We start from the raw sequence: 26,649 nt of genomic DNA on the forward strand, positions 1-26,649 counted from the left end.
CGCTGGCGGGATCAGGAATATGCCTACGATGCGTGGGGCAACCTGATTGAAAAACGCAGTGGGATGGGCAAGCTGCAGACGTTTGTGTATGACTGTGAAAATCGGTTGGTGCGGGCTGAGACGTTGGTGAATGGCAGGCTGGAGAGTACCGGTGCGTATCGGTATGACAGCCTGGGGCGACGGGTTGGCAAGGTTTCAGAGGTCAACGGCAAGACCGAGCAGAAGCACTTTTTGTGGCAAGGCCTGCGGATGCTGCGCGAAGAGCGACCGGGGCAGAGCAGTTTGTACCTGTATGAACCGGGGAGTTATGCGCCGTTGGCGCGTGTCGACCAGGCGGAAGGTGAGGAGCGGAAGCTTTACTACTTCCACACTGATCAGATTGGTACGCCGTTGGAGATGACCGACGCGCACGGGAGCATAGTCTGGCAGGCGACGTACAAGGCGTGGGGTTCGGTTGAAAGGCTGGCGGTCAATGATGTCGAGCAGAACCTGCGGTTTCAGGGGCAGTATTTTGACGATGAGACGGGGCTGCACTACAACACGTTTCGGTATTACGATCCGGAGGTGGGGCGGTTTGTAACGCAAGATCCGATTGGGTTAGATGGGGGAAACAATCTTTATCGCTACGTACCTAGCCCGACTGGATGGATTGACCCATGGGGATGGGAGTGCTGGAGTTCGGCAAGAAAGAATTATTGGAAGGCGGAGGCTAAATCACCGAGCCAAGTATATTCACCCGCCAATTTGGCTAATATGGCCGAAGGTAAAGCTCCTAGAATGACTGTGGAAGTCATGAATCGCAAAACGTTTGAAATTACGAGAAAAGATGTCGCAATGGAGCTTCATCATAATGATATTCCACAGCGGGTCGGTGGCGCCGGTGTTCATGAGACCTCGAATTTACTCTCATTAACTCCGTGGGAGCATGAGGCAGTAGATGCATTTAGGCATGTAGGTTCAGATCTGATTAGAGTAGTGAAAGGGGTTGATATATGGTAGATGAAAATTTAGATGTCGCGAAAAAAATAATCAGTTCCCAGAATTATAAAGATTCTGTCGAAGAATTGAAGAAGATTTTAGGTATTAGTGTTAGGGCGAGCTATGAGGATGTGTTCGCGAACTTGGACGCTGCTGCGATTACTAGATCCGGGCTGAACGGGAATGAAATTGAATCGTTAATTTCTCAGCGCTCCACCGAATTGAAGGCCTACTCAGTTAAAAAGCATAGGGCTTTAAATGGCTTGCCTGATGAGCAAGAGTATCCGGTTGGCGAAGAGCCGAGTGAAGAGGACAAAGATTCAAATGTCGTTAGCAAAGGTTATGCGCCAGGTTTTTTGTTAGCTAACGCAATCGAATTTCTACTCGCTAGTAAAGGAGTGGAGTTGCTACAGAAATACCTAAAAGAGTCCAGAATTCCTAAGGCTAGTGCTTATTCTAAACAAGTAATTAAGTTCTGTGAGAGCGCCAGGTGAGTCGTGCACTGACAAATTTTTCTGGCGAGATTTCATTGTTTTAGATCGGAAAAGCGGAAAAGGGGACAGCGGAAAAGGCAGCGGAAAAGGGGACCAGCGGAAAAGAGGGAAAAGAGGGAAAAGGGGACAGATTTATTTTGGACCGTTTTTCGTTTTTCCCTAAATAAATCTGTCCCCTTTTTCCTCGTTCTGCAAGATAACCTAAACAAGGCGTTGGCACTCTCTTACCCGATGCCAGAGCTGGATGAGCCTGCAAAAGGCATGCTTGTGGCGCTCGCAAAATTGCAGCCGATTCACGCAGAACTCGCCAACTATGCGGATTCCAAGGGGTACCTGAGCGATGGCGGGAAAAAAGCCAGGGAAATGGAGCCCTCGCTGGAGGCTGCCTTGCAGGATGTCGCCGTGGAGCAGGCGAAGTTTTATGACGGTATCAGCCAACGCGACGAGATCAACACCAAGACTGCCTTTGATGACGCCGAGAAGGACAGTTTGGGTTATTACCGCGCGGGCATCGTGCTTTATGCCAAGCAATCTGTACGTTTGTCCGATGAGTTTTTCCGCTCTGCTGGAGCGCAAGAAGCTGCCAGGACTTTCGAGGACAGTTTGAACAAGACCGCTCAAATGATCGAAGGCTGGGACAAGAAGGGCAAATCCCAGACACCAGCGCTCAAATTCAGTGTCTTGCTTAGTGATTTGAACCGTTTTGTCGGTAAAGGGCGTGAAGCGATCAATACGGCAAGAAACGGTGGCTACAAGCCTGATGAGCAACGACAAATGATGTGGAAAATGAATAATCCCATCCAGCGAGATGCCAAATCTTTCGGGCAGTCCTTTGATTCTGTGATCAACGGGCTGAACCGTACAACCTGTATCTGAAGTCGCGCAATGGAACCGACAGTGAAATCGCAGGCTCCCGTCTGGATTTCGGTGTTTTTAAATCAACTACCAAGGAAGTAACCATCTTATGCAGCAATCAACGACACACTCTCCAGCCGTGACAGGTCAACTGATCAAAACCTACCACCATGGCAAGGGCTTTCTGGTTTTCATGCTGTTGTTCGCCATCGTCATGTTGGGCCTGGCAGGATTTGTGTTGTACCTGGGTACCATCCTGCCAGCGGGCAGTGAAAAAGGGGACAGATTTATTTTGGACCGTTTTTCGTTTTTCCCTAAATAAATCTGTCCCCTTTTTTCAGTCCCCTTTTTTCAGTGATTTGAACCGTTTTGTCGGTAAAGGGCGTGAAGCGATCAATACGGCAAGAAACGGTGGCTACAAGCCTGATGAGCAACGACAAATGATGTGGAAAATGAATAATCCCATCCAGCGAGATGCCAAATCTTTCGGGCAGTCCTTTGATTCTGTGATCAACGGGCTGAACCGTACAAGCTGTATCTGAAGTCGCGCAATGGAATCGACAGTGAAATCGCAGGCTCCCGTCTGGATTTCGGTGTTTTTAAATCAACTACCAAGGAAGTAACCATCTTATGCAGCAATCAACGACACACTCTCCAACCGTGACAGGTCAACTGATCAAAACCTACCGCCATGGCAAGGGCTTTCTGGTTTTCATGCTGTTGTTCGCCATCGTCATGTTGGGACTGGCAGGATTTGTGTTGTACCTGGGTACCATCCTGCCAGCGGGCAGTGCCGGAGCGAACACCAGTCGTGATTTCAGTCCGCAGGTTTTGATCTATTCCACTAGTGGTTTGCTGATCGTCATTTCGGCAGTTCTATTCGGACTTTACGCGTGGCAGAAGAAGCTGCGCGGGACCCATTATGAGGTTTACGAGCACGGTATCGTTGCTATTAGCGGAGCGGATCATCGATACACGGCGTTTGCTGAAATAGAAGACCTGTATCTGTTCAGTTCGGGGCAAACGGCAATCTCTGGCTTGATTACCAACCTGGCGTACCGACCTAATGAGAGTGAGCCATTTCATCGAACTATCGCGTCGCTCAAAGGTTTTTTTGAGTTTCAGGAGCAGGTGCGTGAGCTGCACGTGCGCGAGCGTCTGCCGGTTGTGATGAAGCAGCTTGAGACTGGCGGCGCAGTGACTTTCAACTATGTGCCTACCGGCCAGGTCTGGCGCAAGCGAATTGCTGGGGACTTCCTGAATATCACTACTCTGCCGATCAATGTGACACCTGAGTTTCTGGAAGTTGAGGGTAGTAAAGTTCCGCTGTCGACACTCTCCACCGTTGATTTGAATAAGTGGACTGAGATGGTCACTATCAACGATACAACCGGGCGACAGATTCTATCAACGGTGTGCACCGGCATCATGAGCCATGACCTGTTCCTCACCACTCTGGATGTATTGCTGGACGGCGAGCGCACCGGCAGCGAGAAGACGACGTCAAGCCTGGCCTGAGGCACCTTACCCTCACTATAAAATCAACCCGGCTGATCAGGCCGGGCTTTTTGTTGGGTACTGCGGTGCAGCGATAGGGTCAGGCGATGGTGTTGCCCTGCAGGCGGTCGGAACCATCGGCGGCGACGGTGTTGCCCTGCAGGCGGTCGGAGCCATCGGCAGCGACAGTGTTGCCCTGCAGGCGGTCGGAGCCATCGGCGGCGACCGTGTTGCCTTGCAGGCGGTCGGAACCATCGGCGGCAACGGTGTTGCCTTGCAGACGGTCCGAACCATCGGCAGCCACACGATTTTCGATCAGGCGGTCAGAACCACCCTCAGCCACTCGGCTTTCAATCAGACGATCCGAGCCACCTTCAGCCACAACAGGTTGAACAGAGGTAGCGGCAAAAGCGTTAACTGCAAAAACCGAGAAAGCGATGCTGAGGAGGGTTTGGCGTTTCATGATCGTGTGCTCCGGGTGTTGTTGGTTGGTATGGAGCTGATGTTACGCCGCACAGTTTTTAAGAGAACTTCATTGAGTTAATGGTGACTATTGACGTAGTCAATGGAGGATTCGGTGATCCTTGTGGGAGCGGGCTTGCTCGCGAATGCGGTGTGCCAGTCACCATCATCGTTGATTGACACACCGCATTCGCGAGCAAGCCCGCTCCCACAGGGTTCGTGGCGTTAGCGGGAAATCAGTCCGTGATCAAGGGCGTACTTGACCAGTGCCGCCGGTTTGTCGATGTTTAGCTTGCGCCGGATGCTCAGGCGATGGGTTTCCACGGTGCGCACGCTGATGTCCAGTTCCCGGGCCATTTCCTTGTTGTTCAGGCCCTGGGCCATTTTCGCCAGCACCTGGCTTTCCCGCGGTGTGAGTTCGTTGTCGGTGTTCCTGTCGGCAATCAGCCGCTGGGCGATGTCGGCGCTGTAGAAGGTGCCGCCGCTGGAGATGGCTTCGATGGCGGCGATGATTTCCCGGGACGGGGCATTCTTCAGCACGTAGCCGCTGGCGCCGGAGCGCACCGATTCACTGACGTATTCGTAATTGTCGTACATGCTCAGCACCAGCACCTTGAGCGACGGGTACTGGGTGCGCAGCACGCGGGTCAGTTCCAGGCCGTTCATGTCCGGCAGGCTGATGTCGACCAGCAGCAGGTCGGGCTGGCAGCGCCCGACCATCTCGATGGCCTCGGCGCCGTTTTCCGCTTCGCCGACCATTTCCAGGGGCGACATCACGGCCAGTAGCGCCTTGATGCCGTCGCGGACCAGGGAGTGATCGTCGACCAGGGCGACACGGATCGGGGAGGGCAGGTTCATGCAAGGTTCACTCTTGTAGTTTTGCGCCAGGTTTCATCGGCAGCCGTACGTCCAGCTCGCTTCTGCCTGGCATCGAGATCAGATCGAAACGCCCGCCAAAATGTTCGACGCGTTCGCGGATGTTACGCAAGCCAATGCCGGCCTGGCGACGTTCGACCTGGGCAACATTGAACCCCATGCCGTCATCGACCAGCGTCAGCCGCACGGACTGTTCACAACCGCGCAGGCTGATGGACACGTTTTTCGCCTGGGCGTGACGTTCGATGTTGGTCAGGCCTTCCTGGACGATGCGGAACAGCGCAACAGCGGCGCCGTCGACCAGTTGGCAGTCGAATTCGTTTTCGTCATAGGTCACGGTCAAGCCGCTGCGCTGCTGGAATTCCGCAGCCAGTTGGCCGATGGCGGCTGGAAGGCCAAGGGTATCGAGCAAGGATGAGCGCAGATCATGGGAGAGACTGCGCACTTCGCCGATGGCTTCGCCCAGGCGCTCGGTGGCGTCTTTCAACGTGTTCAAGCCTTTGTCGTGGTTTTGTCCGTTTTCCAGCAAGTGGCTGGCCAGTTCGAACTGGAACTTGATCGAGACCAGCACCTGGCTGATGCCGTCATGCAGTTCGCGTGATACCCGCGAACGTTCCTCCTCCTGCAGGCTGACGATGCGCTGGGTCAGGCGCTGCAGTTTCTTGTCGGCCAGGCGATGCTCGCTGACGTTGAGGGTCATGCCGGTGGCGAAGACAAACAGCACCGCCACCAGCGCCACCACGGCAATCGCCATCATGGTCTTGCGGATGCCCTGGGCCACTTCGGCACGGGCCTGCTGGGTGGCGCGCTCGACGTCTTCGAGGTAGATGCCGGTGCCGAGCATCCAACCCCAGCGATCGAGCATCACTACGTAGGCGAGCTTGTCGGTGACCTGGCCGGAGGAGGGCTTGTTCCAGGCGTAGCGCTGGAAGCCTTCGCCCGATTGCGCACTCTTGAGCAGCGCCTGGATCACCGGCAGGCCGTGGGGGTCCTTCATGTCCCACAGGTATTGGCCCACCAGTTCCGACTGGCGCGCGTGCATCAGGCTGCGGCCTTCGTGGTCGTAGACGAAGAAATAGCCATTGATGCCAAAGCTCAGCTTGCGCAGTTCTTCCAGCACCTGCTGCTGGGCGCGCTGATCGCCCTGGCCGTTGTCGTACAGCGGCTCGATCAGGCTTTTGGCCATTTCGACGTAGTTTTTCAGTTCCGCGCGCTTGCTCATCAGGATGCTGTCTTCGATCAGCTGCGCCTGTTGATCACCCAATTGGCGGTTGAGGGAAATCACCAGGGCGCAAATGACGGCAATGGCCAGCACCAGCGGCAAAATACCGAGGGCGACGATCTTGTGTTTGAGCTGCATGTTCACTCCTGCCCGCGCGAGGGGTGGGGATCATATGCCAAAGATGGGCATTGCCTGTAGCGTTGCTGGACGGAATGACTGAAGGCTGGGATGAAATGCAAACCAATGTGGGAGCGGGCTTGCTCGCGAATGCGGCGTTTCAGGTAGCAGAAATGTTGACTGATCCACCGCCTTCGCGAGCAAGCCCGCTCCCACATTTGATCGGGGTCATCTACGTAGAACTACGTAGGCCCCGCGTACGTAGTAACGCGGATTTATTTGTGGACGCCATGCGCGGATATTGGGCCAGCTCCGCTCAGCGGACACAATTATAAAAATTACCGCCGCAGTCACGAGCTGTCGGCAGGAGACCCTCTATGCCCCGTCTGGCTAAACACCTCGCCTGGTTTGCCGTGGCTGTCCTGGGAGCGATTGCGCTGAGTGTCGTGGCCCTGCGCCGCGGCGAAGCGATCAACGCCCTGTGGATCGTCGTTGCAGCCGTCGCCATCTACCTCGTTGCCTATCGTTACTACAGCCTGTTCATCGCCAACAAAGTGATGCAGCTGGACCCCAATCGTGCCACCCCCGCTGTACTCAACAACGATGGCCTGGACTACGTGCCGACCAACAAACACGTGCTCTTCGGTCACCACTTCGCGGCCATCGCCGGCGCAGGGCCCCTGGTCGGACCGGTACTGGCGGCGCAGATGGGCTACCTGCCCGGCACGCTGTGGCTGATTGCCGGCGTGGTGCTGGCCGGTGCCGTACAGGACTTCATGGTCCTGTTCATGTCCACCCGCCGCAACGGCCGTTCCCTGGGCGACATGGTCCGCGAAGAAATGGGCCGTATTCCCGGCACCATCGCGCTGTTCGGCTGCTTCCTGATCATGATCATCATCCTTGCAGTGCTGGCGCTGATCGTGGTCAAGGCCTTGGCCGATAGCCCGTGGGGCATGTTCACGGTAATGGCGACCATCCCGATCGCGATGTTCATGGGCATCTACATGCGCTACATCCGCCCGGGCCGTATCGGTGAAATCTCGGTGATCGGCGTGCTGTTGCTGCTGGGTTCCATCTGGCTCGGCGGGCAGATCGCTGCGGATCCGGTGTGGGCCAAGGCCTTTACCTTTACCGGTATCCAGATCACCTGGATGCTGATCGGTTATGGTTTTGTCGCCGCGGTGTTGCCGGTGTGGCTGATCCTGGCACCCCGTGACTACCTCTCGACTTTCCTGAAAATCGGCACCATCGTCGCCCTGGCCATCGGCATCCTGGTGACCATGCCCGAGCTGAAAATGCCGGCGCTGACCCAGTTCATCGATGGCACTGGCCCGGTATGGAAGGGCGGTCTGTTCCCGTTCCTGTTCATCACCATCGCCTGTGGCGCCGTGTCGGGCTTCCATGCGCTGATCGCTTCCGGCACCACGCCGAAGCTGCTCGCCAGTGAAGGTCACGCCCGTTACATCGGTTACGGCGGCATGCTGATGGAATCCTTCGTGGCCATCATGGCCATGGTTGCGGCCTCGGTGATCGACCCGGGCGTGTACTTCGCCATGAACAGCCCGGCCGCCGTGGTCGGTGCCGACGCGGTTGCCGTGGCGCAAACCGTCAGCAGCTGGGGTTTTGCAATCACCCCGGAAGCGCTGCAGGCGGTGGCCCACGACATCGGTGAAACCACTATCCTGGCCCGTGCCGGCGGTGCACCGACCCTGGCCGTCGGCATCGCGCAGATCCTGCATCAGCTACTGCCAGGTGAAAACACCATGGCGTTCTGGTACCACTTCGCGATCCTCTTCGAAGCGCTGTTCATCCTGACCGCGGTGGACGCCGGCACCCGTGCCGGGCGTTTCATGCTGCAGGACTTGCTCGGCTCGTTCGTGCCATCGCTCAAGCGCACCGAATCCTGGACCGCCAACCTGATCGCCACCGCCGGTTGCGTGGCCATGTGGGGTTACCTGCTGTACCAAGGCGTGATCGATCCGCTGGGTGGCATCAATACCTTGTGGCCGCTGTTCGGTATCTCCAACCAGATGTTGGCCGGTATCGCGTTGATGCTCGGCACCGTGGTGCTGATCAAGATGAAACGCCAGCGTTATGTCTGGGTGACCTTGCTGCCGGCGGTGTGGCTGCTGATCTGCACCACGACAGCGGGCTTCATCAAGCTGTTCGACGCCAACCCGGCGATCGGCTTCCTGGCCCTGGCAAAAAAATACAGCGATGCCCTGGCCAACGGTCAGGTGCTGGCACCGGCCAAGAGCATTGAACAGATGCAGCACGTGATCTTCAACGCTTACACCAACGCCACGCTGACCGCGCTGTTCCTGTTCGTGGTGTTCAGCATCCTGTTCTTTGCGCTCAAGGTCGGCATCGCCGCCTGGGGTACAAAAGAACGTACGGACAAGGAAGCGCCGTTCCATGCGCTGCCGAAGGCCTGAGCATGTTCAATGACTTGAGTCGCCTCGGTAAATACCTCGGTCAGGCCGCGCGCCTGATGGTGGGGATGCCGGACTACGACAACTATGTCGAACATATGCAGACCCAGCATCCGGACAAACCGCTGATGGACTACGAGGCATTCTTCCGGGAACGCCAGGAGGCTCGTTACGGTAGCAAGGCTGGGCCGAAGTGTTGTTGATGCACCACGCCTAGGCAACACACCCCTGTAGTAGCCCGGCTTGCCGGCTATGGCGATCTTCCGGACGCCTTCGCCGGCAAGCCGGGCTCCTGCAGTGGATCGGGTAAAGCCGCGAGAAATGGGGCGGTTGTGAGGTCATTGTGGGGATAGCCGTTTGTCAGGCGTATCGGTATGCTCAGCGCACAGCCGAAATGCCCATGATAAACAACCACAGTGACGTTATGAGCTCATCAGTAACACGTGCGAATGTCCTAGCGCTGTATCCGGAAGACTCCCGCGAAGCGGCGGCCCTGCTCAAGCAGGCCGTGCCGCTGATGGTTCGCCATAACATCCCGCCCAACCCCGTGCACTACGCCCTCTGGTACACCTACAGCAAGGGCCAGGACCCGGAGCTCAATCGTCACCTGGACCGGGTAGTCCGGGACTTCGACGGTTGCCCGCCAGAGTCGGCGACCCGCCTGTTTCGCCAGTACATCATCCGTGACGAACTGGAAGATGCCCGCGCCGAACAGCATCAGGTCATCAGCCTGGTCGATGGCATGGAGCGCGACGTCTCACTGAGTGTGGAGGGTAGCCTCAACTTTCAGAATCGCCTGGGGCAGTGCCTGGAAATGCTCGACGAGCCGGCCAGTGACCGCCTGCCGGGCATCCTCAGCGAACTGCAGCAGAGCACCCGGCTGATGCAGAGCCAGCAGGAGCACTTCCTCGCGCAGCTGCATTCGGCCCAGGACGAAATCAAGACCCTGCGCGACAAGCTGCAGCGCGCGCAACTGGCCGCGACCCTCGATGGCCTGACCGAATTGTTCAACCGCACGGCGTTCACCCGCCTGTTGGAAAAGGCGCTGGGCCAGGCTTCCCGTGGTGTGGCCCTGTTGATGCTGGATATCGACCACTTCAAGCAATTCAATGATCAGTACGGTCACCCACTGGGCGACCGGGTCCTGCAGCATGTAGCCCAAGTGCTGCGCGGCGCATTGCCGGCCAATGCGTTCGCGGCGCGCTACGGCGGTGAAGAGTTTTGTGTGGTCCTGCCCGATTGCGCCGACCTGGGCAGCGCCTGTGCCTTCGCCGAGCATCTGCGGCTGAAAGTGCAGTCCTTGCGGATCAAGGCGCGCAGCACCGACACCGTGCTGGACACCGTGACCGCGTCTTTCGGCGTCGCCCACGCCCAGCCCGGCGACAACCTGGAGAGTCTGCTGACCCGTGCCGATGACGGGTTGTACCAGGCCAAGCGCAATGGGCGGAATCAGGTGTTTGCCTTGCAGGAAGGGGCGGCGACCACCTTTTCCTGACCTGACGCAGATCAAGTGTGGGAGCGGGCTTGCTCGCGAAGGGGGCGTGTCAGGTTCAATGATGTCGCCTGACACTCCCTCTTCGCGAGCAAGCCCGCTCCCACATTCAGCATTTGCCAGGCGCGAAAACTGCTTATTGTCCGTCGACGCTGCGCGGCACACCGAGCGGGTTGCCCTCACGCAGCGCCTCGGGCAGCAACGCATCGGGAAAGCCCTGGTAGCACACCGGCCGCAGGAAGCGCTCGATGGAACTCATGCCCACCGAAGTGAAACGGCTGTCTGACGATGCCGGAAACGGCCCGCCGTGCACGCTGGCGAAAGACACCTCCTGGGGATGGGCGAAGGCGTTGACGACGATCCGCCCGGTGCGCCGTTCCAGGATCGGCAGCAAACGACGGGCCAGTCCCAGGTCCATGTCTTCCAGGTGCATGGCCGCACTGAGCTGACCGCGCAGCGCCCGGGCGACCGCGAGCATTTGCGCCTCATCCTCGACTTTCACCAACAACGCGGCCGGCCCGAACACTTCCTCGGCCAGGCCTGTTTCGCCAAGAAAACGCGGGCCGTCGACCTCGAGCAATAGGGCCTGGCCGTCCAGTGCCGCAGTGGCGGCCAGGCCTTCGGCAACCGGCCTGGCACCGGCGCCGTGCAACCTGTCGAGTCCGCTCAAGTACGCTCCATGGATGCCCGGCGTCAGCATCGGCCGTGCCGCTGCCGCCGCTACCCGGTTGATCATGGCCGCGCGCAGGGGCTCGAAACCGGCCCCGGCGATGGCGATCAGGATCGCCGGCTTGAGACAGGCCTGCCCGACATTGACCAGCATGCGCTCGATGAAACCGTCACCGATCTGCGCACCACGCTCGGCCAGTGCCTGGGGCAGGATGAAGGTGGGGTTGACGCTGGCCATCTCGGTGAATACCGGGATCGGTTCAGGGCGTAGCTGCGCCCGGCGATACAGGGCCATGCCGCCCTGTTCGGAGCCGGTGAAGGTCACCGCCTTGATCAACGGATGGTCGACCAGGGCTTCGCCGATCCCATTGCCGGCGCCGCGCACCATCGAGAACACGCCTTCAGGCAAGCCGCTGTCCTGCACGGCCTTGCGGATGGCCCGGGCCTGGATTTCCGAGGCCCCCGGGTGAGCGTTGTGGGCCTTGACGATCACCGTCGCGCCGGCCGCCAGCGCCGCGGCCGTGTCGCCGCCTGCCACCGAGTAGCTGATGGGGAAATTGCTGGCGCCAAACACCGCCACGGGGCCGAGGGCGATTTTCTGCAGGCGATGATCCATGCGCGGGCGTGGCTGGCGCTCAGGCTGGGCCGGATCGATGGCCACCTGGAGAAAACGTCCGCGGCGCACCACCTCGGCGAATTGCCGGAGTTGCGTGGCGGCCCTGGCCGCTTCGCCCAGCAGTTGTGCTTCGGGCAAACCGGTTTCCAGGGCGGCCCGAACGGCCAGCGGCTGGGCGACGGCCTGCAGGTTGTCGGCGATACGCTCCAGCAAGGCCGAACGCTCGGCGAGCGAGGTATGGCTGTAGTGGTCGAACGCGGCGTCGGCGAGGATCGCCGCCTGGTCCACTTCAGCGGCGCCACCGAAGGCGAACTCCGGCTCGATAAGCTGATGGGTGGCGGGGTTCAGCGCCTTCATCGTCCCTGCGCTGGCGGCGACTTCGTTGGCGCCGATCAACAGGTTTCCAGTCAGTTTCATGGGCGTGCTCACAGCTTGAGGGTGGCGGTCAGTTGCTCGGTGGTGACAATCGAATGGGCGAAGGTCGGGCCATTCAGTTCATGGGCCGCGTGCATCATTTCCGGCTTGAAAGCGGCGGTGGCGTCGCGCACCAGGGTGACGTGGTAGCCCAGTTCCTGGGCGTAGCGGGCGGTCGCCTCGATGCAGGTGTTGGCCAGCAGGCCGACGATGATCACGTGGGTGATGCCTTTCTGCTTGAGGCGAAAATCCAGGTCGGTGTTGGCAAAACCGCTGGAGCCCCAATGCTCCTGGACCACGGTGTCGCCGGGCTGGGGCGCGAAATCGGGGTGCCATTCGCCCCCCCATTCGCCACGGGCGAAGTGGTGCATGTGCTGGATCTTGCATTGGGTGGGGCTGGGGTGATCCCAGTTCTCGTAGTCGCCTTGCTCCCAACGCCGGTGCGGTACGATGAACACCGGTATGTCGAGGGCGCGGACCGTACGGTCGAGGGTGCGCAGGTTGTCGAGCAGGCCGACTTGCCGGGCGATCGGCTCCAGCAGCGGGAAAATCTTGCCGCCTTCGGAGAGGAAGTCGTTGTAGGGATCGACCAGCAGGTAAGCGGTGCGAGCCAATGGGTAGGGTGCGTTGGACATGACTAATGCTCCGGGAAAATGGGCGGTTCGGTGCCATGGGCTTGCCGTGGCAGCGCGTAGATATGATAATCATAGTTACTTGGAAAGAGGCAAGCCCGTATGGCGTTAAAAAAGACTAGCCCGCAAACCTTGTGTCCGATTGCCCGGGCCGAAGACGTGGTCGGCGATCGCTGGACCGTGCTGGTGCTGCGCGAGTTGTTCATGCGCAATCATCGCTACGATGACATCCAGGCGCAGACCGGCGGCACCCCGCAGATGGTCGCGACCCGCCTGAAAAGCCTGGAGGCGGACGGCATGGTCGAGCGCCGCGCCTACAACGAGCGGCCGCCGCGCTACGAGTACCACCTCACGGCCAAGGGGCAGGCGTTTTACTCCGTGGTGCTGGCGTTGCGCGCCTGGGGGGAAACCTGGTGCAAGTCGCCGCAAGAGGGCCTGGCCGTGCATTACACCCACCAGCGCTGCGGACAGCCCGCAGGGCTGGGGCCGTTGTGCGAACATTGCGGTGAGTTGCTGCGCCGTGACGAATTGAGCAGCGAGCCGAGTGCGGCCTATGCCCAGGAGCGCCAGGAACGGCGCGAGGGGTTCAAGCGTGGGCCGGCGGTCAAGTCCGCGGAGTGAGGGCCGGGGTCTTTAACTATTCGTTGCACTGATAGTCACAATCATCCATCACAAGTTCTGTTGTTGCCGGCAAACAGGGAGTATCGCGTGCATTGAAAACGCTTCCGGAACCCTGTGATGAAGATGCTGACTCGACTGGCGCTGATCGCCCCCTTGCTGCTGTCCGGGTGTGCTTCTGCACCTAATGACCCGACGCTGACCCTGCAGACGAAAAAGGCCCCGGCGGACTACGCCCAGTGTGTCCTGCCGAAACTGCAGGAAGACGCGCTGAGCGCCACGATCTCGCAAACCCAACGCAGTTATCGAATCGTTGTATCGAGCAAGGTCGCCGCCGATGATGTACTCGAAGCCTACAAGGCCTCGAATGGCGGCAAGGTGTTCCTGTACGAACGCACGTTGCTGGCCTCGACGTTCGGGCCATCGAGCCTCGAACGTGCGGCCCAGGAATGCCTCTAGGCAGGCCCTCGATACAGCCGACCCTTACTGGCCTGCGTTCACCACCGCCGTGCTGCCGCGCAGCGTCAGCTCGAACGGCAACACCACATGGCGTTGTACCAGCGGTTTCTTTTCGATCAGCGCAATCAGCATCTCGACGGCTTTGCGGCCGAAGACTTCGGCGGGTTGCGCGATGGTTGTCAGCGGGGGGTCGCAGTAAGCCGCGAAGGGAATGTCGTCAAAACCGACCAGCGAAATATCCTCGGGCACCCGTAAACCCTGTTGCTTGATGCGTTTCAACGCGCCGATGGCCATTTCATCGTTTTCGCAGAACAGTGCAGTGGGACGCTCTGGCAGATCCAGCATGGCGGCGGCGCCTTCATCACCGGCTTTCAGGCTGAAATCACCATGGCAGATCAGTGCCGGGTCGCAATCAATCCCGGCCTGACGCAAGGCATCCTGATAACCGGCCACGCGGTCGCGGGTCAGCGGGCTGCTTTTAGGGCCCTTGATCAGGCCGATCCGGCGGTGGCCCAGTTCGATCAGGTGTTCGGTCATGGCCTTGGCGGCCGCGCGGTTATCCAGGCTGATGGTCGGATGACGGCCGCCATGGATCACCTCGCAGGCGTTGACGATAGGCGGTAGTTCGGTGTTGGGGAAGGGCGCCTCGAACGGGTCATAGGCGCGCAACTGGATCACACCGTCGGCCTGGTGGTTGTACACCAGTTCGGCGAATTCCTGTTCGATCTCCTCGCGACCCTGGGTGTCGCACAGCAGCAGCCGATAGTTGGCTGCCTGGGCCGCCTGTTGCGCGCCGCTGATGACCCGGGCGAAAAATGTGTTGGCGATGGCCGGCACCAGGATCACCAGGTTGCCGGTGCGGCGCGAACGAAACTGCACCGCCATCAGGTTCGGCCTGTAGCCGGCCTGTTCCACGGCCGCGTTGACCTTGTCCCGCGTCTTTGGGAGCACACGCTCAGGCGATTTCAGGGTTCTGGACACCGTGGCCACCGAGACGCCGGCCAGCCTGGCTACTTCACGGATATTGGACAAGATCACCTCGTTATCGAACCGCACGGCCGGCGAGCTTAACGCAGTTATTCCTGGGCTGAAATGTTCATTGATTTTAATCACGGGGTTTGACAGGCATTGAAACTGAGCCTAAATTTCCGCCACGATGTAACCGGTTACATCGCCGCCTGGCTTCAGTCTGAAAAGCCGCTTCAAACAGAGAACATTGCGATGAACGCTGCAACAGCAAAAATAAGAATGGGATTTGTCGGGGGCGGCGAGGGCGCATTCATCGCTCAAGCCCACCGTCAGGCCGCCGGGCTCGATGGGCGTTTTGAACTGGTGTGCGGCGCCTTCAGCCGCGACCCGCAGAACAACTTGAATACCGGCGCGGCACTGGGCCTGCCGACCTCGCGCTGCTACAGCGACTGGCAGCAGATGATCGAGGCCGAGCGTGGGTTGCCCGCTGAGCAGCGCATGGAGTTGCTGGTGATCGTCACCCCCAACCACTTGCACGCTCCGGTTGCCAGCCAGGCGCTGGGTGCGGGTTTTCATGTGTTCAGCGAAAAACCTGCGGCACTGAACCTGGTGGAATTGCTGGCACTCAAGGACGTGGTCGAACGCAGCGGTCGCCTCTACGGCCTGGCCCATACGTACCTGGGCTACCCCATGGTCTGGCAGGCGCGCGAAATGGTGCGCAGCGGCGTGATCGGTGCGGTGCGCAAGGTCATTGTCGAATACCCCCAAGGCTGGCTCAGCCAGGATGTGGCTGGGCAGGGCAACAGGCAGGCGCTATGGCGCGACAGGCCGGAGCAGTCCGGTGTGGGCGGTTGCATCGGTGACATCGGCACCCATGCCTTTTCCCTGGCCGAGTTTGTCGCGGATCAACCGATCCAGCAGTTGTGCGCGATGTTGGGCGTGCACATCGCCGGCCGTCAGTTGGACGATGACGCCTCGATGCTGTTCAAGATGGCCGGCGGCGCCAGCGGCGTGTTGATCGCCAGCCAGGTCTGCGCCGGCGAAGAGAACCCGCTGAAAATTCGCGTCTATGGCGACCAGGGCGCACTGGAATGGCGACAGGAGGAACCCGCCAGCCTGGTCCACCGTGCCCTCGATCAACCCATGCGCATCCTGCGCTCCGGTGTCGGCCAGCCGTGGCTGTGCGATGCCGCCAGCCAGCGCATGCGTTTGCCGGCCGGGCATCCCGAAGGCTATCTCGAAGCCATGGCCAATCTCTACGGCGATTTTGCCCGCGCCATCCGTGGCAACGTCGCGGGGCACGATGCGCCCGGGGTGCCCGGTATCGACATCGGCCTGCGCGGCATGGCGTTCATTGAAACCGTGATCGCCAACCATCGTGGCGACGCCAAGTGGACCGAACTGGTCTGCACCCCATGACTCTGGAGACTTGCGTGACTGACACTACCGCAACCGGCATGCGAGGCCCGGGGATTTTCCTCGCGCAGTTCATGTCCGCCGAAGCACCCTTCGATACCCTGGCCAACATCGCCCGGTGGGCGGCATCCCAGGGTTACAAGGCCATTCAACTGCCGACGCTGGGCACGTCGTTCATTGACCTTGCGCGCGCCGCCGAAGACCAGGATTACTGCGATGAACTGAAAACGGTCTGCGCCCAGGCGGGCGTCGAGATCAGTGAGCTCTCGACCCATCTGCAAGGCCAACTGGTGGCAGTGCATCCGGCGTTCGACACGCTGTTCGATGACTTCGCACCGGCACATTTGCGCGGCCAACCCCAGGCCCGCACCGATTGGGCCATCGACCAGTTGAAGCTGGCGGCACGCGCCAGTCAGCGCTTGGGCTTGAGGGCGCACGCGACGTTTTCCGGCGCGCTGCTCTGGCCCTACTTCTACCCCTGGCCGCAGCGCCCGAGTGGTCTGGTCGAGCAGGGTTTCGCCGAACTGGCCAGGCGCTGGTTGCCGATTCTCGATTGTTTCGAAGAGGCCGGCGTCGACCTGTGCTACGAGATCCACCCCGGCGAAGACCTGCATGACGGCGCTTCATTCGAGCGCTTCCTGGAGGCAGTCGATCACCATCCCCGTGCGGCGATCCTGTATGACCCGAGCCACCTGCTGCTGCAGCAAATGGACTACCTGGGCTTCATCGATCGCTACCACGCGCGCATCCGCATGTTCCACGTCAAGGACGCCGAATTCCGGCCCGATGCCCGTTCCGGTGTCTACGGCGGATACCAGGGCTGGGTCGAGCGGCCGGGGCGTTTTCGCTCATTGGGCGATGGCCAGATCGACTTCAAGTCGATCTTCAGCAAATTGACCCAATACGACTACGCCGGGTGGGCCGTGCTGGAGTGGGAGTGCTGCCTGAAGGACTCCGCGCAGGGCGCCGCAGAAGGTGCGGCATTCATCGAGCGACACATGATCAGCAAGACTCGCAAGGCCTTTGACGATTTCGCCAGCGTGTCGTCCGACGCCGCCTTCAATCGTCGATTGTTGGGGCTACCCGACGCCTGAACCCGTTTCTCTCGCACCACAACAACAATAAGACGGTGACTGTCATGACCACGATGACCGCGCGGCTAAGCGCAATGATGTTCCTGCAGTTCTTTATCTGGGGTGGCTGGTTCGTCACCCTCGGTACCTTTCTTGCCAGCAATCTGGGCGCCACTGGCGGGCAGATCGGCATGGCGTTCTCGACCCAGTCATGGGGCGCGATCATCGCGCCCTTCGTGATCGGTCTGATCGCCGACCGCTTCTTCAACGCCGAGCGCATTCTTGCCGTGTTGCACCTGGTGGGCGCGGTGTTGCTGTATCAACTGTATCGAGCACCGGATTTCAGCACCTTCTATCCATTCGTGCTGGCCTACATGATGGTCTATATGCCGACCCTGGCCCTGGTCAATTCCGTCGCGTTCCGCCAGATGAGCGACCCGGCGCTGGAGTTTTCGCGCATCCGCGTGTGGGGCACCCTCGGCTGGATCGTCGCCGGTGTGGTGATCAGCTTTGTGTTTGCCTGGGACTCACAAGCGGCGATTTCCTCCGGCGGGTTGCGCAACACCTTCCTGATGTCGGCGATCGCGTCACTGCTGCTGGGCGTGTACAGCTTCACCTTGCCGCGTACCGCACCGCTCAAGGGCGAATCGAGCGGCGGTCTCAAGCAGATGCTCGGGCTGGATGCCCTGGGGTTGCTCAAGGATCGCAGTTATCTGGTGTTTTTTATCGCCTCCATCCTGATCTGCATTCCGTTGGCGTTTTACTACCAGAACGCCAACCCGTTCCTGGCGGAAATCGGCGTGACCAACCCCACGGCGAAAATGGCCATCGGGCAAGTCTCCGAAGTACTGTTCATGCTGCTTCTGCCGCTGTTCATCCAGCGCTTCGGGATCAAGCTTGCGCTGCTGGTGGGGATGCTGGCGTGGGCTCTGCGCTACCTGTTGTTCGCCTACGGCAACAACGGTGACCTGGCGTTCATGCTGTTCACCGGTATCGCCTTGCACGGCATCTGCTATGACTTTTTCTTCGTTTCCGGACAGATCTACACCGATGCCAAGGCTTCGGAGCGTTTCAGGAGTTCCGCCCAGGGCTTGATCACCCTGGCGACCTACGGCCTGGGCATGCTGATCGGTTTCTGGGTGGCGGGGCAGGTCACCGACCACTACGCCGCGACGGCGGGCGCCCATGATTGGAAAAGCATCTGGCTGTTCCCGGCCGGGTTTGCCCTGGCGATCTTTTTCTGTTTTTCCCTGGCGTTCAAGGGGCGACAGGCGGTGGCTGTACAAACCACGGTTTGACCCAGGGTATCAATAAGTTGGGGTGTTGCACTGCGCGAACATTATTTGGATTAAGTGACGGCCAATGTCCATATAATTTACATGTTCGTGCAGTTTGCAATGTGCGCGGGTTATTGAATTTATCGTGAATAATTATATTTACGCAGTGCTACGTGACTACTCTTAAAAGATTGGATCCGCTGGCTGATAAAAGGTGAGCGCTATGAATAAGATTATTGCCTGTTCAATAGTTATATGCTTGATGGCGGGTTGCTCATCCTCTGGTCACCAAGCTGCCATGGACGCCCATGCCGATGCCCCGGCGACTGCAAAGCAGCTCAGTGCAAGCGAGATCAATTCCACGGTAATAGGGCGCAAGCACTCCAGCGTCACCTCTACTGGATACCCCTTCTCTGAAACCCTGAATCCTGACGGCACCGCGACCATTAATATTTCCACCGAGCCTGTGCAGGCCGGTACCTGGGTAATCACCGAGGACGTCATTTGCGTGAGCTATCAGAAATATGGCAAGGAATGCAATAAAGTCCTGAGCGACGGAGTCACGATCTGGTTTGTCGATAGCGTAAAAAATAAAACCAACAACAAGTTTACCGTTCAATAAAGTTGATGGGCGAGGTGCGGCATGAACAAAGAATATTGGAGCTGCCTGTTCCTGGCCCTTGTCTTGTCCGGTTGCGCTTCGTCTGGCAACCATCCGATAAAGCCGGTTTCACCTTCGGCGGTTGCGCTCGATGATGATCAGGTGCGCAGCACCCTGATAGGCAACAAATTGCATAATGTCGGGCCTTCGGGCTTGCCGTATTCGTTGAGTTTCAATGCCGATGGCACGGAAATATTCAAACTGTCCGGCAACCCACCCGAAACCGAATACTGGACCGTCAAGGATGGCGTGATCTGTTTCACCTCGCCCAAGATCCCCAAGGAATGTTATCGGCTGAAAAAGGACAAGGATGACTACTGGCTGGTAGATCCACAGACGGGCGCAGTGCACTACCACTACACCCTGACTTCGCAATGAGGTGATGACGCTTGCTGTTGAAGGCGTCGGCGAACTTGCCTGTTACTACAACGGGGTGTCAACCAGTCCCAGGGGATAGAGTCGATCATCGAACTGACTCAGGCGAGGGTATTGGATGGGTTCGTCCGCCTCGATGTTTTCCAGGCGCTGGCGATAGCTGAGCAAAAAATCCTGTCGCGCTTCGGCGCTAATGTACGGCACATGCCAACCGACAAAAGGTGGCAGCACTTCCAGGCCGACATAGGCCAGGGTACCGCGCAGCAGCGGGCGCAACATGTCTTCCAGGGGGCCGTGGATCGCCTTCTCGCCGAACATGTGTTCACGCCCGCCCAAGGTCACAGTCACCAGGGCTTTCTTGCCGCTCAGTCCGCCTTGATCATAAAAACGTTTGCCGCCGTAGCAGATGCCGGACACCAGTACCCGGTCAATCCAGCCCTTGAGGATGGCCGGCGTGGAGAACCAGTAGATCGGGAAATTGAGGATCAGCAGGTCTGTCCAAAGCAGCTTGTCCAGTTCCTGCTGAATATCGGCGGCGAGCGTCCGCTCCTTGCTGTTGCGTCGTTGTTCCAGCGCGTAGACCAGGTACTCGGGATTTTCCCTGACGCAAAAGTCCTCGGCACTGGCCACTGGGTTCCAGTCCATCGCGTACAGGTCCGATACCCGCACCTCATGCCCTTGGGCTTGCAGGGTCTGGACCGCCTGGTCGCGCAGCGCAGCGGTGAAGGACTTTGGTTCGGGGTGGGCATGCACGATCAAAACGTTCATGGTGAATCCTTGAAAGGGAGGGATCAAAAGTAGGTTGGCCACGTACGCATTTCGTGACGGCCGATACCGTTGTTGAAGCCGCGCCGTTGCGCCGCCAGTGCCTCGACCAGAAAGCGCCGGGTTTCTGCCGGGGCGATTACCTCGTGGGTGCCCATGGCACCGGCCAGGGCAAAGGCCGAGGTGTCTTTTGAGAATTCGGCATGCAGTCGCTCGTAACGCTCGGGGTCGCTTTCGCGGGTCACGTCATGCACGACGCTGACCGCAACGCCGGGGTCGACGAAGCTGACGTCGGCCATGCACCAGGCGGCGGACTGGTCGCTGTTGCGGCCACCGCCGAAATTCAGGTAGGCCTGGCCAAAACTCTTGCGCACGATTATCGAAAGTTTGGGCACCGAACACAGTTGCACTGCGTGAATCATGTTCATGATGTGCGCGGGCGCGCTGCGTTTCTCGCCTTCGATGCCCACCAGGAAACCGGGTGTATCGACTAGAAATACCAGTGGAATGTTGAACGAGTCGCACAGGGCGATGAAACCGGTGGCCTTGCGGCAGGCATCGGCGTCGAGCGCTCCGCCTTTGAATTGCGGGTTGGAAGCGACAATGCCGATGCTGGCCCCCTCGAGCCGGGCCAGGGCGGTGACGACCGAGCGACCGAAGCGATCCTTGAGTAAAAACAGGCTGTCACGATCGACCAGGGTGGCGAGCAGCTTGCGCATGTCGTAGGTCTTGCTGCGTTCGGCCGGGACGATGCGTTCAGGTCCCGACGAATCCGGACGGTCCTCGGGCGTGCAGGGCAGCACGGCCGGCATCTCATTCGAATGGGAGGGCAGGTAGCCGAGAAAACGCTGGATGGCGGCCAGCGCCTCCTGATCGGTGTTGACCACCATGTCGGCCAGCCCGGTGATTTCAGCATGCATGCGCCAGCCGCCGAGTTCTTCGCTATCGGACGCCTCGCCGATCGCCACCGAGGTGACTTTAGGGCTCGAAACAGCCAGCAATGCGCCTTTGCGCATCACTGTGAAATCCGCCAAACACGAATACCAGCTCGCCGAACCGAAACACGGGCCGAGCACGGCGCTGACCCACGGCGTCTCGCGACGGCGGCAGTATTGCTGAGCATCCTGACCGCCGCCGGCCATGGCGCCCGCGCCCATTGCATCCTGCATGCGCTGGCCCGACGACTCGCCAAGGAAGATCAGCGGCATGCCGTTGCGGGTGGCGCATTCCTTCATGTAGGCGATCTTGCGCGCATTGACCCACGAGGACGACGCGCCTTTGACTGTCATGTCGTTGGACACCACGGCGACCCGGCGCGAATCGATGCGGCCAAAGCCGGTGATCTTGCCATCGGCGGGCGTGCTATCCCGATCTTCGGGGCGGGCGGAGTGGGCGAGCATGCCGATCTCACTGAACGACTGCGGGTCCAGCAGACCCTCCAGCCGCTCACGGGCGTTTAGCACGCCGGCATCGCGTCGTGCCTGGAGTCTGGCTTCTCCGCCCATGTCCAAGGCGGTGGCGCGGCGGGAGTGCAGTTCTTGATCGGGTGAAGTGTGATCGCGGGTCATCAGTCTTTCTCTTGGGGAACCATGACGGCACGTCCGACGATTTCGCCGCGACGCATTGGCAGCAGGACTTCAATCACCTGGTTCGTTCGCCAGCACCATGTACATGAATGCCGACATGACGAGCCCGCCAGTCTGGACCAGGCAGCTGCTGCCATTGGCGACCTGGCGTGCGCCGCATTCGCCGCGCAGCTGGCGCACCGACTCGATCATCAGTTGCATGCCGAACTGGCCGGAGTGGTTGAACGCCAGGCCACCGCCCGACGTATTCACCGGCAATGCGCCGCCGGGCGCGGCAATGCCGCTGCGCAGAAACGCGCCCGCCTGGCCGGGTTCGCACAAACCCATGCTCTCCAGGCCGACCAGCACATTGATGGTGAAGGCGTCATAGATCTGCACCATGCTCAATTCGCTGCGCGCGATGCCGGACATGCGCATCGCCCGCTCGACGCAGGCGCCGGTAACGCCGTCGTCGAGCCAGTCGAACGTATTGACCGGCGTGACGTGGCCCCGATAGGTATCGGCGAAACCGCGGATGAACACCGCAGGTTTGGCCAAGGTGCGGGCGTGTTCGGCCCTGGTGAGGATCAATGCACCGGCACCGTCGCTGACCAGGCAGATATCGGCTTTGCGCAGCGGGTCCGAGATCAGCGGCGAAGCCAGGTAATCCTCCATCGTCAGTGGTTGGCGCAGCGTGGCCTGGGGATTGAGTTGCGCCCAACGCCGCGCGTTGATCGCCACCTCGCCGAGGTCCTCTGCGCTCGCCTGGTATCGATGCAGATACTGCTGCGCGAGCATCGCGTACCAACTGATCGGACTGAGCACGCCGTAGGGCGCCACGAATTGGCCGGACGGGGAACGCGGGTCGGTGACCACGCCGCCACGGTGGCGACTGTGATCCAGGCGCTGGGTACTGCCGTAGGTGACCAGCGCCACTGAGCACAGGCCAGCGTCGATCGCAGCCATGGCGTGGATCAAGTGGGTCAGGGGCGAACCGCCACCCACCACCGTGCTGTCGACGTAGCGCGGCGTGATCCCCAGGTATTCGCTCACCAGCAACGCATTGGCGCGGTCGTCCCAGTGCGCGAATACCCCATCGACATCGCCCAGGGTGAGCCCGGCCTCCAGTAGCGCTTCGCGGGCCGAGCGGCATTGCAGCGACAGCGCGGTGTCGCCTGGCTGCGCCTTGCCGAGGCCGGCCTCGCCCACACCGACGATGGCGTAGCGGCCGGCGAGGTGGGATGCGTCGAGCGTCATGGTCGAGGCTCCTGCGCGATCAGCTGTGCACGCACGTCTTTTTTCAACACCTTGCCGACCGGGCTGCGTGGCAGGCTGTCCCAGAACAGCACGTGTTTGGGCGTCTTCAGGCTGCCGAGTTTTTCCCGGCAGGTGGCGATCAATTCCTGCGCTGTTGCAGTGGCACCGGCCTTGAGTTCGATGACCGCGACGACTTTCTCGCCCCAGTCGGCATCGGGAATGCCGACCACTGCGCAATCCATCACCGCGGGATGCGCCCAGATCAGTTGCTCGATCTCGCTCGGGTAGATGTTGAACCCACCTGAGATGATCATGTCCTTGGTGCGATCGACGATGTACAGGTAGCCGCCTTCGTCGAACACGCCGATGTCACCGGTGTGGTGCCAGCCGTACCGGAGTGCCTCTTCGTTGGCTTGCGGATTGTCGTAGTAGCCGGGGGCGACCAGTTCGCCACGGGCGACGATCTCGCCGCGCTCGCCAGTCTCGACGAACCGCCCGTCGTCATCCATCAGGGCCACTTCGCAGGCACCGGTGGGACGGCCGGCTGAACCCAGGTGCTTGCCCTCACGCAGGTGGTCTTCGCGGGTCAGTACCGTGATGACACCGGGCACTTCGGATTGGCCGTAAAACTGCACGAACACCGGCCCCCACAGGGCGATGCCTTCGCGCAGCTTGTCCACGGACATGGGGGCGGCGCCGTAGATAACATATTCGAGCGAGGAGCAGTCGCGGGTCCTGGCGTCCGGGTGCGACAGCAGTCGGTAGATCAGGGTCGGCGGCAGGAACAGGTGGGTGATGCGTTCCCGTTCAATGGTTTCCAGGACCACGCCCGGATCGGCGGACGCTGCAATCACGTTGCGCGTGCCGAAACTCGACAGGGCCATGGCAGTTGCGCCTGCCGCATGGGTCAGCGGCGCCACGACCAGGTGCGCGGGGCTTTTTGCCGGCGGCATGAACTGGTTACCAATGCGGTAGCAGGCGAGCAATGCGCGATGGCTTTGCATGATTGCCTTCGGCCGCCCCGTGGTGCCGCCCGAGGACTTGATCAGGGCAATCTCGTCGAGCGTCTGGCGCACCGTGCACGGCTGGCCGGCATGTTCGCGGCACCAGGAGGCGATGCTCAGCCCGTCGATCGGCTCGTCCAGGCCGATCAGGGATTTCAGGGTGGGTACGCCGGCACGAATGCGCTCGGCATGCTCGGCGTACTGGGAGTGCAGCACGAGCACTGACAACTTGGTGAAACTCATGAACCAGATGAGGCTGTCGATCGAGTCCCTGGCATTCAAGGGTATGAAAGTGCTCCCTGCGCGCAAGGCGCCCAGCATGGCGACGAAGCTCAGCGGGTGATTGGGCGCCAGCACGCCGACATGCGCGCAGCTCAGCCCTAGCAGGGTCAAGGCATGGCCGATGGCGTGGGAATCGGCCTGGACCTCGGCGTAGGTGAGGCTCAAGCCTGGGCCTTGCAGGCAGACATTGTCCGGGTGGCGATTGGCGCCTGCATCGAAGTGGTCGGTAATCATTTGCATGGTGACGGCTAATCCAAAAGAGTGAACTGGGGCAGCGTGCAGGATTCGCTGACGGACTCGAAACAGACGCTGACCCGAGCGCCGATGGCGACGCGCGCAAGGTCGGCATCGAGGATATTGGCGACCAGGCGAACGCCTTCATCGAGGTCGATCAACGCAACCACATAGGGCAACCGGGATTCGAAGGCCGGCGAGGGCGCGATCCGGCAGACCGTCCAGGTATAGATGCGCCCGTGGCCGCTGGCGTTGATCCAGTCGAGGCGGTCGGACAGGCAGCTGATACAGAAGGCCCGAGGGTAGAACTGGCAGGTCCCGCAGCCAGCGCAGCGCTGAATCACCAGCCGGTGTTCATGCGCGGCCGCCCAATAGGCGGCCGTTTCGGCGGTGGGTTGCGGCAGTGGCCGTGCAGAGAGGGGAGTCGACATGGCAGCCTCAGTGAGTACGCAGTTCGAAACCGGCCATGGCGATATGCACATGGCGTTGCTCCGGGAACCTTGCCAGCCCGGCGATCAGTTCATGCAGCGGGCGACGCACACTGAAGGTGTCGTCGACCACGGCAGGGACCAGCCCGGTGATTTTTTCGTCGCCATACATGGCACGCAGCAACAGTTCATCATCCGACAGGCCGGGATATCGACGGCGCAGCTCGGGAACCCTTGGCGAGAGCTCCGGTGGCGTCGTTGCCACCTCGCGGGAGCCGTTGGCGAGTACAAGATCCCTGACGTCGAGATCGACCGGCAGTGGCAGAGTGCCGAAGTAACCGCACACGTACTTTTTCACTTCGTCCGGTACCACCTTGTAGCGCTCGCCGCTCAGCACGTTCATCACCGCTTGCGCGGCGATCATGGCGGGGAAGGGCGTGGCCATCACGGGCGAGCCCAGTTCCACGCGCACGCGGGCGATCTCTTCGAGCACGACCGGCAGCTTGTCGGCGATCCCCGCCAGCTGCAGTTGCGACTGCAGGTTCGACATGGCGCCGCCGGCGTATTGGGTGACGAAGTGCGCCGGGTCGTATTCCGCCGGGATACCCAGGGGAAAACCGTTCTCTTCGGCCACGCCGGCGAGGTACTCGCCGATCTCGTCAGCCGCGCGGTCATCGAAGTCGACCTCGAAACCGATTTCGCGCAGGTTACGGGCCAGCATCTGGGCCGAGGGCCCTGCATTGCCGTTGGCCAGCGGATCGATCGAGCACAGCAGGCGGTCGGCGCCGTGCACCGCCGCTTCTATGGCCGCCAGCGAACCGGTCGCGTTCAGGCAGTGGGTGAGCACTTCGAGCGGTCGATCGCCGATCACCGCCTTGATCGCTGGCACAATGCTGCGTACCTGTTCCACGGTCATGCTGCCGCCGGCGTCGCCGAAGGTAAAGGCGTCGATGTCGAAGCGTTCGATGGCCTCGCGCGCCTTGGCGGCGTAGAACGTCGCGTCGTAGCCCGGGGCCAGGTTGTAGATCATGGCGAGGTTGGTGGTGGCGCCCAGGCGCTTGGCCGTGGCGATCGCCGGTACCAGGTTGTCCCAGCAATGCAGTGAGTCGAGAAAGCCGATGTCACGGGCACCGTTGGCGACCAGGCGCTCGACGTACAGCTCGCTGAGGTCGTCCGGTTCCGGGTAGAAGCTGCGCAGCATGTTGCTGCGCACGATACCGCGCAGCGGCGTGTGGCGGATCCGCTCGGACAACAGGCGGAGCCGCTCCAGCGGATTCTGGTTGAGGAACAGCACGCTGGCGTCGAACTGCACCAGGGCAACGCCTTCTATCGCATCGAAACCCAGCGCATCCAGGCGCTCGGCCATCGGCAGCATGTGCTCGGTGCGCATGCGCGTGGCCCACAGGCACTGGTGCGCATCGCGCAGGGTGGCATCGACCAGCTGGATGCGCCGGCGTTTGCCGGTGCGGACAAAATCCGCATTCACTTTTTCGCGTAGTTGATTCAGCAC

27 protein-coding genes are annotated in these 26,649 nt (G+C 60.4%); 15 read left to right on the forward strand and 12 right to left on the reverse strand.

Going from position 1 to position 26,649, the window contains the following annotated elements; genetic code table 11:
* The 5 genes from BKX96_RS06630 to BKX96_RS06650 form a co-directional block, all read left to right on the forward strand.
* Positions 1-999: RHS repeat domain-containing protein (locus tag BKX96_RS06630; RefSeq protein WP_143512392.1), on the forward strand; the 999-nt coding region annotated here is incomplete at its 5' end.
* Positions 993-1,472: a hypothetical protein gene (locus tag BKX96_RS06635; protein ID WP_077183152.1), complete on the forward strand. Its 480-nt coding sequence runs from the start codon at positions 993-995 to the stop codon at positions 1,470-1,472. The genes BKX96_RS06630 and BKX96_RS06635, both read left to right, overlap by 7 nt.
* Before the next feature lie 189 nt (positions 1,473-1,661).
* Positions 1,662-2,348 (forward strand): DUF3829 domain-containing protein, encoded by a 687-nt coding sequence (locus BKX96_RS06640; RefSeq protein ID WP_256721481.1) that lies wholly within the window; start codon positions 1,662-1,664, stop codon positions 2,346-2,348.
* Positions 2,349-2,436: 88 nt separating this feature from the next.
* On the forward strand, positions 2,437-2,649 hold the full coding sequence (locus tag BKX96_RS06645; RefSeq protein WP_077183153.1) for a hypothetical protein: 213 nt from the start codon (positions 2,437-2,439) through the stop codon (positions 2,647-2,649).
* Between the two features lie 308 nt (positions 2,650-2,957).
* Complete coding sequence (locus BKX96_RS06650) at positions 2,958-3,845, forward strand: hypothetical protein (RefSeq protein ID WP_077183154.1); 888 nt, start codon at positions 2,958-2,960, stop codon at positions 3,843-3,845.
* A 79-nt stretch (positions 3,846-3,924) separates the two neighbouring features.
* Here the strand turns inward: BKX96_RS06650 and BKX96_RS06655 are convergent, their stop codons facing one another.
* The 3 genes from BKX96_RS06655 to BKX96_RS06665 all read right to left on the reverse strand — a co-directional run bounded on the left by BKX96_RS06655 (position 3,925) and on the right by BKX96_RS06665 (position 6,522).
* A complete protein-coding gene (locus BKX96_RS06655) occupies positions 3,925-4,287 on the reverse strand; it encodes a hypothetical protein (protein ID WP_077183155.1) in 363 nt (120 codons plus the stop codon).
* A 224-nt stretch (positions 4,288-4,511) separates the two neighbouring features.
* Positions 4,512-5,144, reverse strand: coding sequence for a response regulator (locus BKX96_RS06660; protein WP_077183156.1), 633 nt, complete (start codon positions 5,142-5,144; stop codon positions 4,512-4,514).
* A gap of 7 nt (positions 5,145-5,151) precedes the next feature.
* Positions 5,152-6,522, reverse strand: coding sequence for a cache domain-containing protein (locus tag BKX96_RS06665; RefSeq protein ID WP_046820283.1), 1,371 nt, complete (start codon positions 6,520-6,522; stop codon positions 5,152-5,154).
* Between the two features lie 356 nt (positions 6,523-6,878).
* On the opposite strand from BKX96_RS06665, the gene BKX96_RS06670 reads away from it, so the two are divergent.
* The 3 genes from BKX96_RS06670 to BKX96_RS06680 all read left to right on the forward strand — a co-directional run bounded on the left by BKX96_RS06670 (position 6,879) and on the right by BKX96_RS06680 (position 10,428).
* Entirely contained in the window at positions 6,879-8,936 is a 2,058-nt protein-coding gene (locus tag BKX96_RS06670) for a carbon starvation CstA family protein (protein ID WP_077183157.1), read from the forward strand.
* 2 nt (positions 8,937-8,938) lie between these two features.
* Complete coding sequence (locus BKX96_RS06675; protein WP_046820263.1) at positions 8,939-9,136, forward strand: YbdD/YjiX family protein; 198 nt, start codon at positions 8,939-8,941, stop codon at positions 9,134-9,136.
* Positions 9,137-9,357: 221 nt separating this feature from the next.
* A complete protein-coding gene (locus BKX96_RS06680; protein WP_248686468.1) occupies positions 9,358-10,428 on the forward strand; it encodes a GGDEF domain-containing protein in 1,071 nt (356 codons plus the stop codon).
* 133 nt (positions 10,429-10,561) lie between these two features.
* On the opposite strand, the gene BKX96_RS06685 is transcribed toward BKX96_RS06680, so the two are convergent.
* Both BKX96_RS06685 and BKX96_RS06690 read right to left on the reverse strand, forming a co-directional pair.
* Entirely contained in the window at positions 10,562-12,127 is a 1,566-nt protein-coding gene (locus tag BKX96_RS06685) for an aldehyde dehydrogenase (NADP(+)) (RefSeq protein WP_077183159.1), read from the reverse strand.
* Positions 12,128-12,135: 8 nt separating this feature from the next.
* Complete coding sequence (locus tag BKX96_RS06690) at positions 12,136-12,759, reverse strand: cysteine hydrolase family protein (protein WP_046820260.1); 624 nt, start codon at positions 12,757-12,759, stop codon at positions 12,136-12,138.
* A 99-nt stretch (positions 12,760-12,858) separates the two neighbouring features.
* Here BKX96_RS06690 and BKX96_RS06695 point away from each other — a divergent pair, with 99 nt between their 5' ends.
* The gene (locus BKX96_RS06695) at positions 12,859-13,377 is read left to right on the forward strand and encodes a winged helix-turn-helix transcriptional regulator (protein WP_046820259.1); all 519 of its coding nucleotides are present in this window, start codon (positions 12,859-12,861) and stop codon (positions 13,375-13,377) included.
* Positions 13,378-13,494: 117 nt separating this feature from the next.
* Entirely contained in the window at positions 13,495-13,833 is a 339-nt protein-coding gene (locus BKX96_RS06700; protein WP_077183160.1) for a hypothetical protein, read from the forward strand.
* A 24-nt stretch (positions 13,834-13,857) separates the two neighbouring features.
* Here BKX96_RS06700 and BKX96_RS06705 read toward each other — a convergent pair whose 3' ends face one another.
* Positions 13,858-14,865, reverse strand: coding sequence for a LacI family DNA-binding transcriptional regulator (locus BKX96_RS06705; protein ID WP_046820280.1), 1,008 nt, complete (start codon positions 14,863-14,865; stop codon positions 13,858-13,860).
* Between the two features lie 189 nt (positions 14,866-15,054).
* On the opposite strand from BKX96_RS06705, the gene BKX96_RS06710 reads away from it, so the two are divergent.
* The 5 genes from BKX96_RS06710 to BKX96_RS06730 all read left to right on the forward strand — a co-directional run bounded on the left by BKX96_RS06710 (position 15,055) and on the right by BKX96_RS06730 (position 19,607).
* Positions 15,055-16,221 carry a Gfo/Idh/MocA family protein gene (locus BKX96_RS06710; RefSeq protein ID WP_046820257.1) on the forward strand — a complete coding sequence of 389 codons (1,167 nt, stop codon included), beginning with the start codon at positions 15,055-15,057 and terminating at the stop codon, positions 16,219-16,221.
* Between the two features lie 38 nt (positions 16,222-16,259).
* Positions 16,260-17,312, forward strand: a complete 1,053-nt coding sequence (locus tag BKX96_RS06715) for a sugar phosphate isomerase/epimerase family protein (RefSeq protein ID WP_077183161.1) — start codon at positions 16,260-16,262, stop codon at positions 17,310-17,312.
* 44 nt (positions 17,313-17,356) lie between these two features.
* Positions 17,357-18,589, forward strand: a complete 1,233-nt coding sequence (locus tag BKX96_RS06720; RefSeq protein ID WP_077183162.1) for a nucleoside permease — start codon at positions 17,357-17,359, stop codon at positions 18,587-18,589.
* 202 nt (positions 18,590-18,791) lie between these two features.
* Positions 18,792-19,190 (forward strand): hypothetical protein, encoded by a 399-nt coding sequence (locus tag BKX96_RS06725; protein WP_077183163.1) that lies wholly within the window; start codon positions 18,792-18,794, stop codon positions 19,188-19,190.
* A gap of 21 nt (positions 19,191-19,211) precedes the next feature.
* Positions 19,212-19,607, forward strand: a complete 396-nt coding sequence (locus tag BKX96_RS06730; RefSeq protein WP_046820253.1) for a hypothetical protein — start codon at positions 19,212-19,214, stop codon at positions 19,605-19,607.
* Positions 19,608-19,652: 45 nt separating this feature from the next.
* On the opposite strand, the gene BKX96_RS06735 is transcribed toward BKX96_RS06730, so the two are convergent.
* From BKX96_RS06735 to BKX96_RS06760, 6 genes are all read right to left on the reverse strand, one after another.
* Positions 19,653-20,372, reverse strand: coding sequence for an NAD(P)H-dependent oxidoreductase (locus BKX96_RS06735; protein ID WP_077183164.1), 720 nt, complete (start codon positions 20,370-20,372; stop codon positions 19,653-19,655).
* Positions 20,373-20,395: 23 nt separating this feature from the next.
* Complete coding sequence (locus BKX96_RS06740; RefSeq protein WP_077183165.1) at positions 20,396-21,937, reverse strand: acyl-CoA carboxylase subunit beta; 1,542 nt, start codon at positions 21,935-21,937, stop codon at positions 20,396-20,398.
* Between the two features lie 69 nt (positions 21,938-22,006).
* Positions 22,007-23,191, reverse strand: coding sequence for a thiolase C-terminal domain-containing protein (locus BKX96_RS06745; RefSeq protein WP_077183166.1), 1,185 nt, complete (start codon positions 23,189-23,191; stop codon positions 22,007-22,009).
* On the reverse strand, positions 23,188-24,717 hold the full coding sequence (locus BKX96_RS06750; protein ID WP_077183167.1) for an AMP-binding protein: 1,530 nt from the start codon (positions 24,715-24,717) through the stop codon (positions 23,188-23,190). Before BKX96_RS06750 ends, BKX96_RS06745 begins: the two co-directional genes overlap by 4 nt.
* Positions 24,718-24,725: 8 nt before the next feature.
* On the reverse strand, positions 24,726-25,142 hold the full coding sequence (locus BKX96_RS06755) for a Zn-ribbon domain-containing OB-fold protein (protein WP_077183168.1): 417 nt from the start codon (positions 25,140-25,142) through the stop codon (positions 24,726-24,728).
* A 7-nt stretch (positions 25,143-25,149) separates the two neighbouring features.
* Positions 25,150-26,649 carry a hypothetical protein gene (locus BKX96_RS06760; protein ID WP_077183169.1) on the reverse strand — a complete coding sequence of 500 codons (1,500 nt, stop codon included), beginning with the start codon at positions 26,647-26,649 and terminating at the stop codon, positions 25,150-25,152.

This window comes from Pseudomonas putida, from assembly GCF_001976065.1.
GTDB lineage: Bacteria > Pseudomonadota > Gammaproteobacteria > Pseudomonadales > Pseudomonadaceae > Aquipseudomonas > Aquipseudomonas serbica.

Bases quoted from the DNA above. Each gene is read 5' to 3' on its own strand.
- BKX96_RS06685 (WP_077183159.1), bottom strand. From the start codon at position 12,127: ATGAAACTGACTGGAAACCTGTTGATCGGCGCCAACGAAGTCGCCGCC.
- BKX96_RS06690 (WP_046820260.1), bottom strand. From the start codon at position 12,759: ATGTCCAACGCACCCTACCCATTGGCTCGCACCGCTTACCTGCTGGTC.
- BKX96_RS06725 (WP_077183163.1), top strand. From the start codon at position 18,792: ATGAATAAGATTATTGCCTGTTCAATAGTTATATGCTTGATGGCGGGT.
- BKX96_RS06680 (WP_248686468.1), top strand. From the start codon at position 9,358: ATGAGCTCATCAGTAACACGTGCGAATGTCCTAGCGCTGTATCCGGAA.
- BKX96_RS06735 (WP_077183164.1), bottom strand. From the start codon at position 20,372: ATGAACGTTTTGATCGTGCATGCCCACCCCGAACCAAAGTCCTTCACC.
- BKX96_RS06650 (WP_077183154.1), top strand. From the start codon at position 2,958: ATGCAGCAATCAACGACACACTCTCCAACCGTGACAGGTCAACTGATC.
- BKX96_RS06755 (WP_077183168.1), bottom strand. From the start codon at position 25,142: ATGTCGACTCCCCTCTCTGCACGGCCACTGCCGCAACCCACCGCCGAA.
- BKX96_RS06750 (WP_077183167.1), bottom strand. From the start codon at position 24,717: ATGCAAATGATTACCGACCACTTCGATGCAGGCGCCAATCGCCACCCG.
- BKX96_RS06710 (WP_046820257.1), top strand. From the start codon at position 15,055: ATGAACGCTGCAACAGCAAAAATAAGAATGGGATTTGTCGGGGGCGGC.
- BKX96_RS06740 (WP_077183165.1), bottom strand. From the start codon at position 21,937: ATGACCCGCGATCACACTTCACCCGATCAAGAACTGCACTCCCGCCGC.
- BKX96_RS06730 (WP_046820253.1), top strand. From the start codon at position 19,212: ATGAACAAAGAATATTGGAGCTGCCTGTTCCTGGCCCTTGTCTTGTCC.
- BKX96_RS06655 (WP_077183155.1), bottom strand. From the start codon at position 4,287: ATGAAACGCCAAACCCTCCTCAGCATCGCTTTCTCGGTTTTTGCAGTT.
- BKX96_RS06665 (WP_046820283.1), bottom strand. From the start codon at position 6,522: ATGCAGCTCAAACACAAGATCGTCGCCCTCGGTATTTTGCCGCTGGTG.
- BKX96_RS06695 (WP_046820259.1), top strand. From the start codon at position 12,859: ATGGCGTTAAAAAAGACTAGCCCGCAAACCTTGTGTCCGATTGCCCGG.
- BKX96_RS06675 (WP_046820263.1), top strand. From the start codon at position 8,939: ATGTTCAATGACTTGAGTCGCCTCGGTAAATACCTCGGTCAGGCCGCG.
- BKX96_RS06715 (WP_077183161.1), top strand. From the start codon at position 16,260: ATGCGAGGCCCGGGGATTTTCCTCGCGCAGTTCATGTCCGCCGAAGCA.
- BKX96_RS06745 (WP_077183166.1), bottom strand. From the start codon at position 23,191: ATGACGCTCGACGCATCCCACCTCGCCGGCCGCTACGCCATCGTCGGT.
- BKX96_RS06635 (WP_077183152.1), top strand. From the start codon at position 993: ATGGTAGATGAAAATTTAGATGTCGCGAAAAAAATAATCAGTTCCCAG.
- BKX96_RS06700 (WP_077183160.1), top strand. From the start codon at position 13,495: ATGAAGATGCTGACTCGACTGGCGCTGATCGCCCCCTTGCTGCTGTCC.
- BKX96_RS06645 (WP_077183153.1), top strand. From the start codon at position 2,437: ATGCAGCAATCAACGACACACTCTCCAGCCGTGACAGGTCAACTGATC.
- BKX96_RS06660 (WP_077183156.1), bottom strand. From the start codon at position 5,144: ATGAACCTGCCCTCCCCGATCCGTGTCGCCCTGGTCGACGATCACTCC.
- BKX96_RS06670 (WP_077183157.1), top strand. From the start codon at position 6,879: ATGCCCCGTCTGGCTAAACACCTCGCCTGGTTTGCCGTGGCTGTCCTG.
- BKX96_RS06720 (WP_077183162.1), top strand. From the start codon at position 17,357: ATGACCACGATGACCGCGCGGCTAAGCGCAATGATGTTCCTGCAGTTC.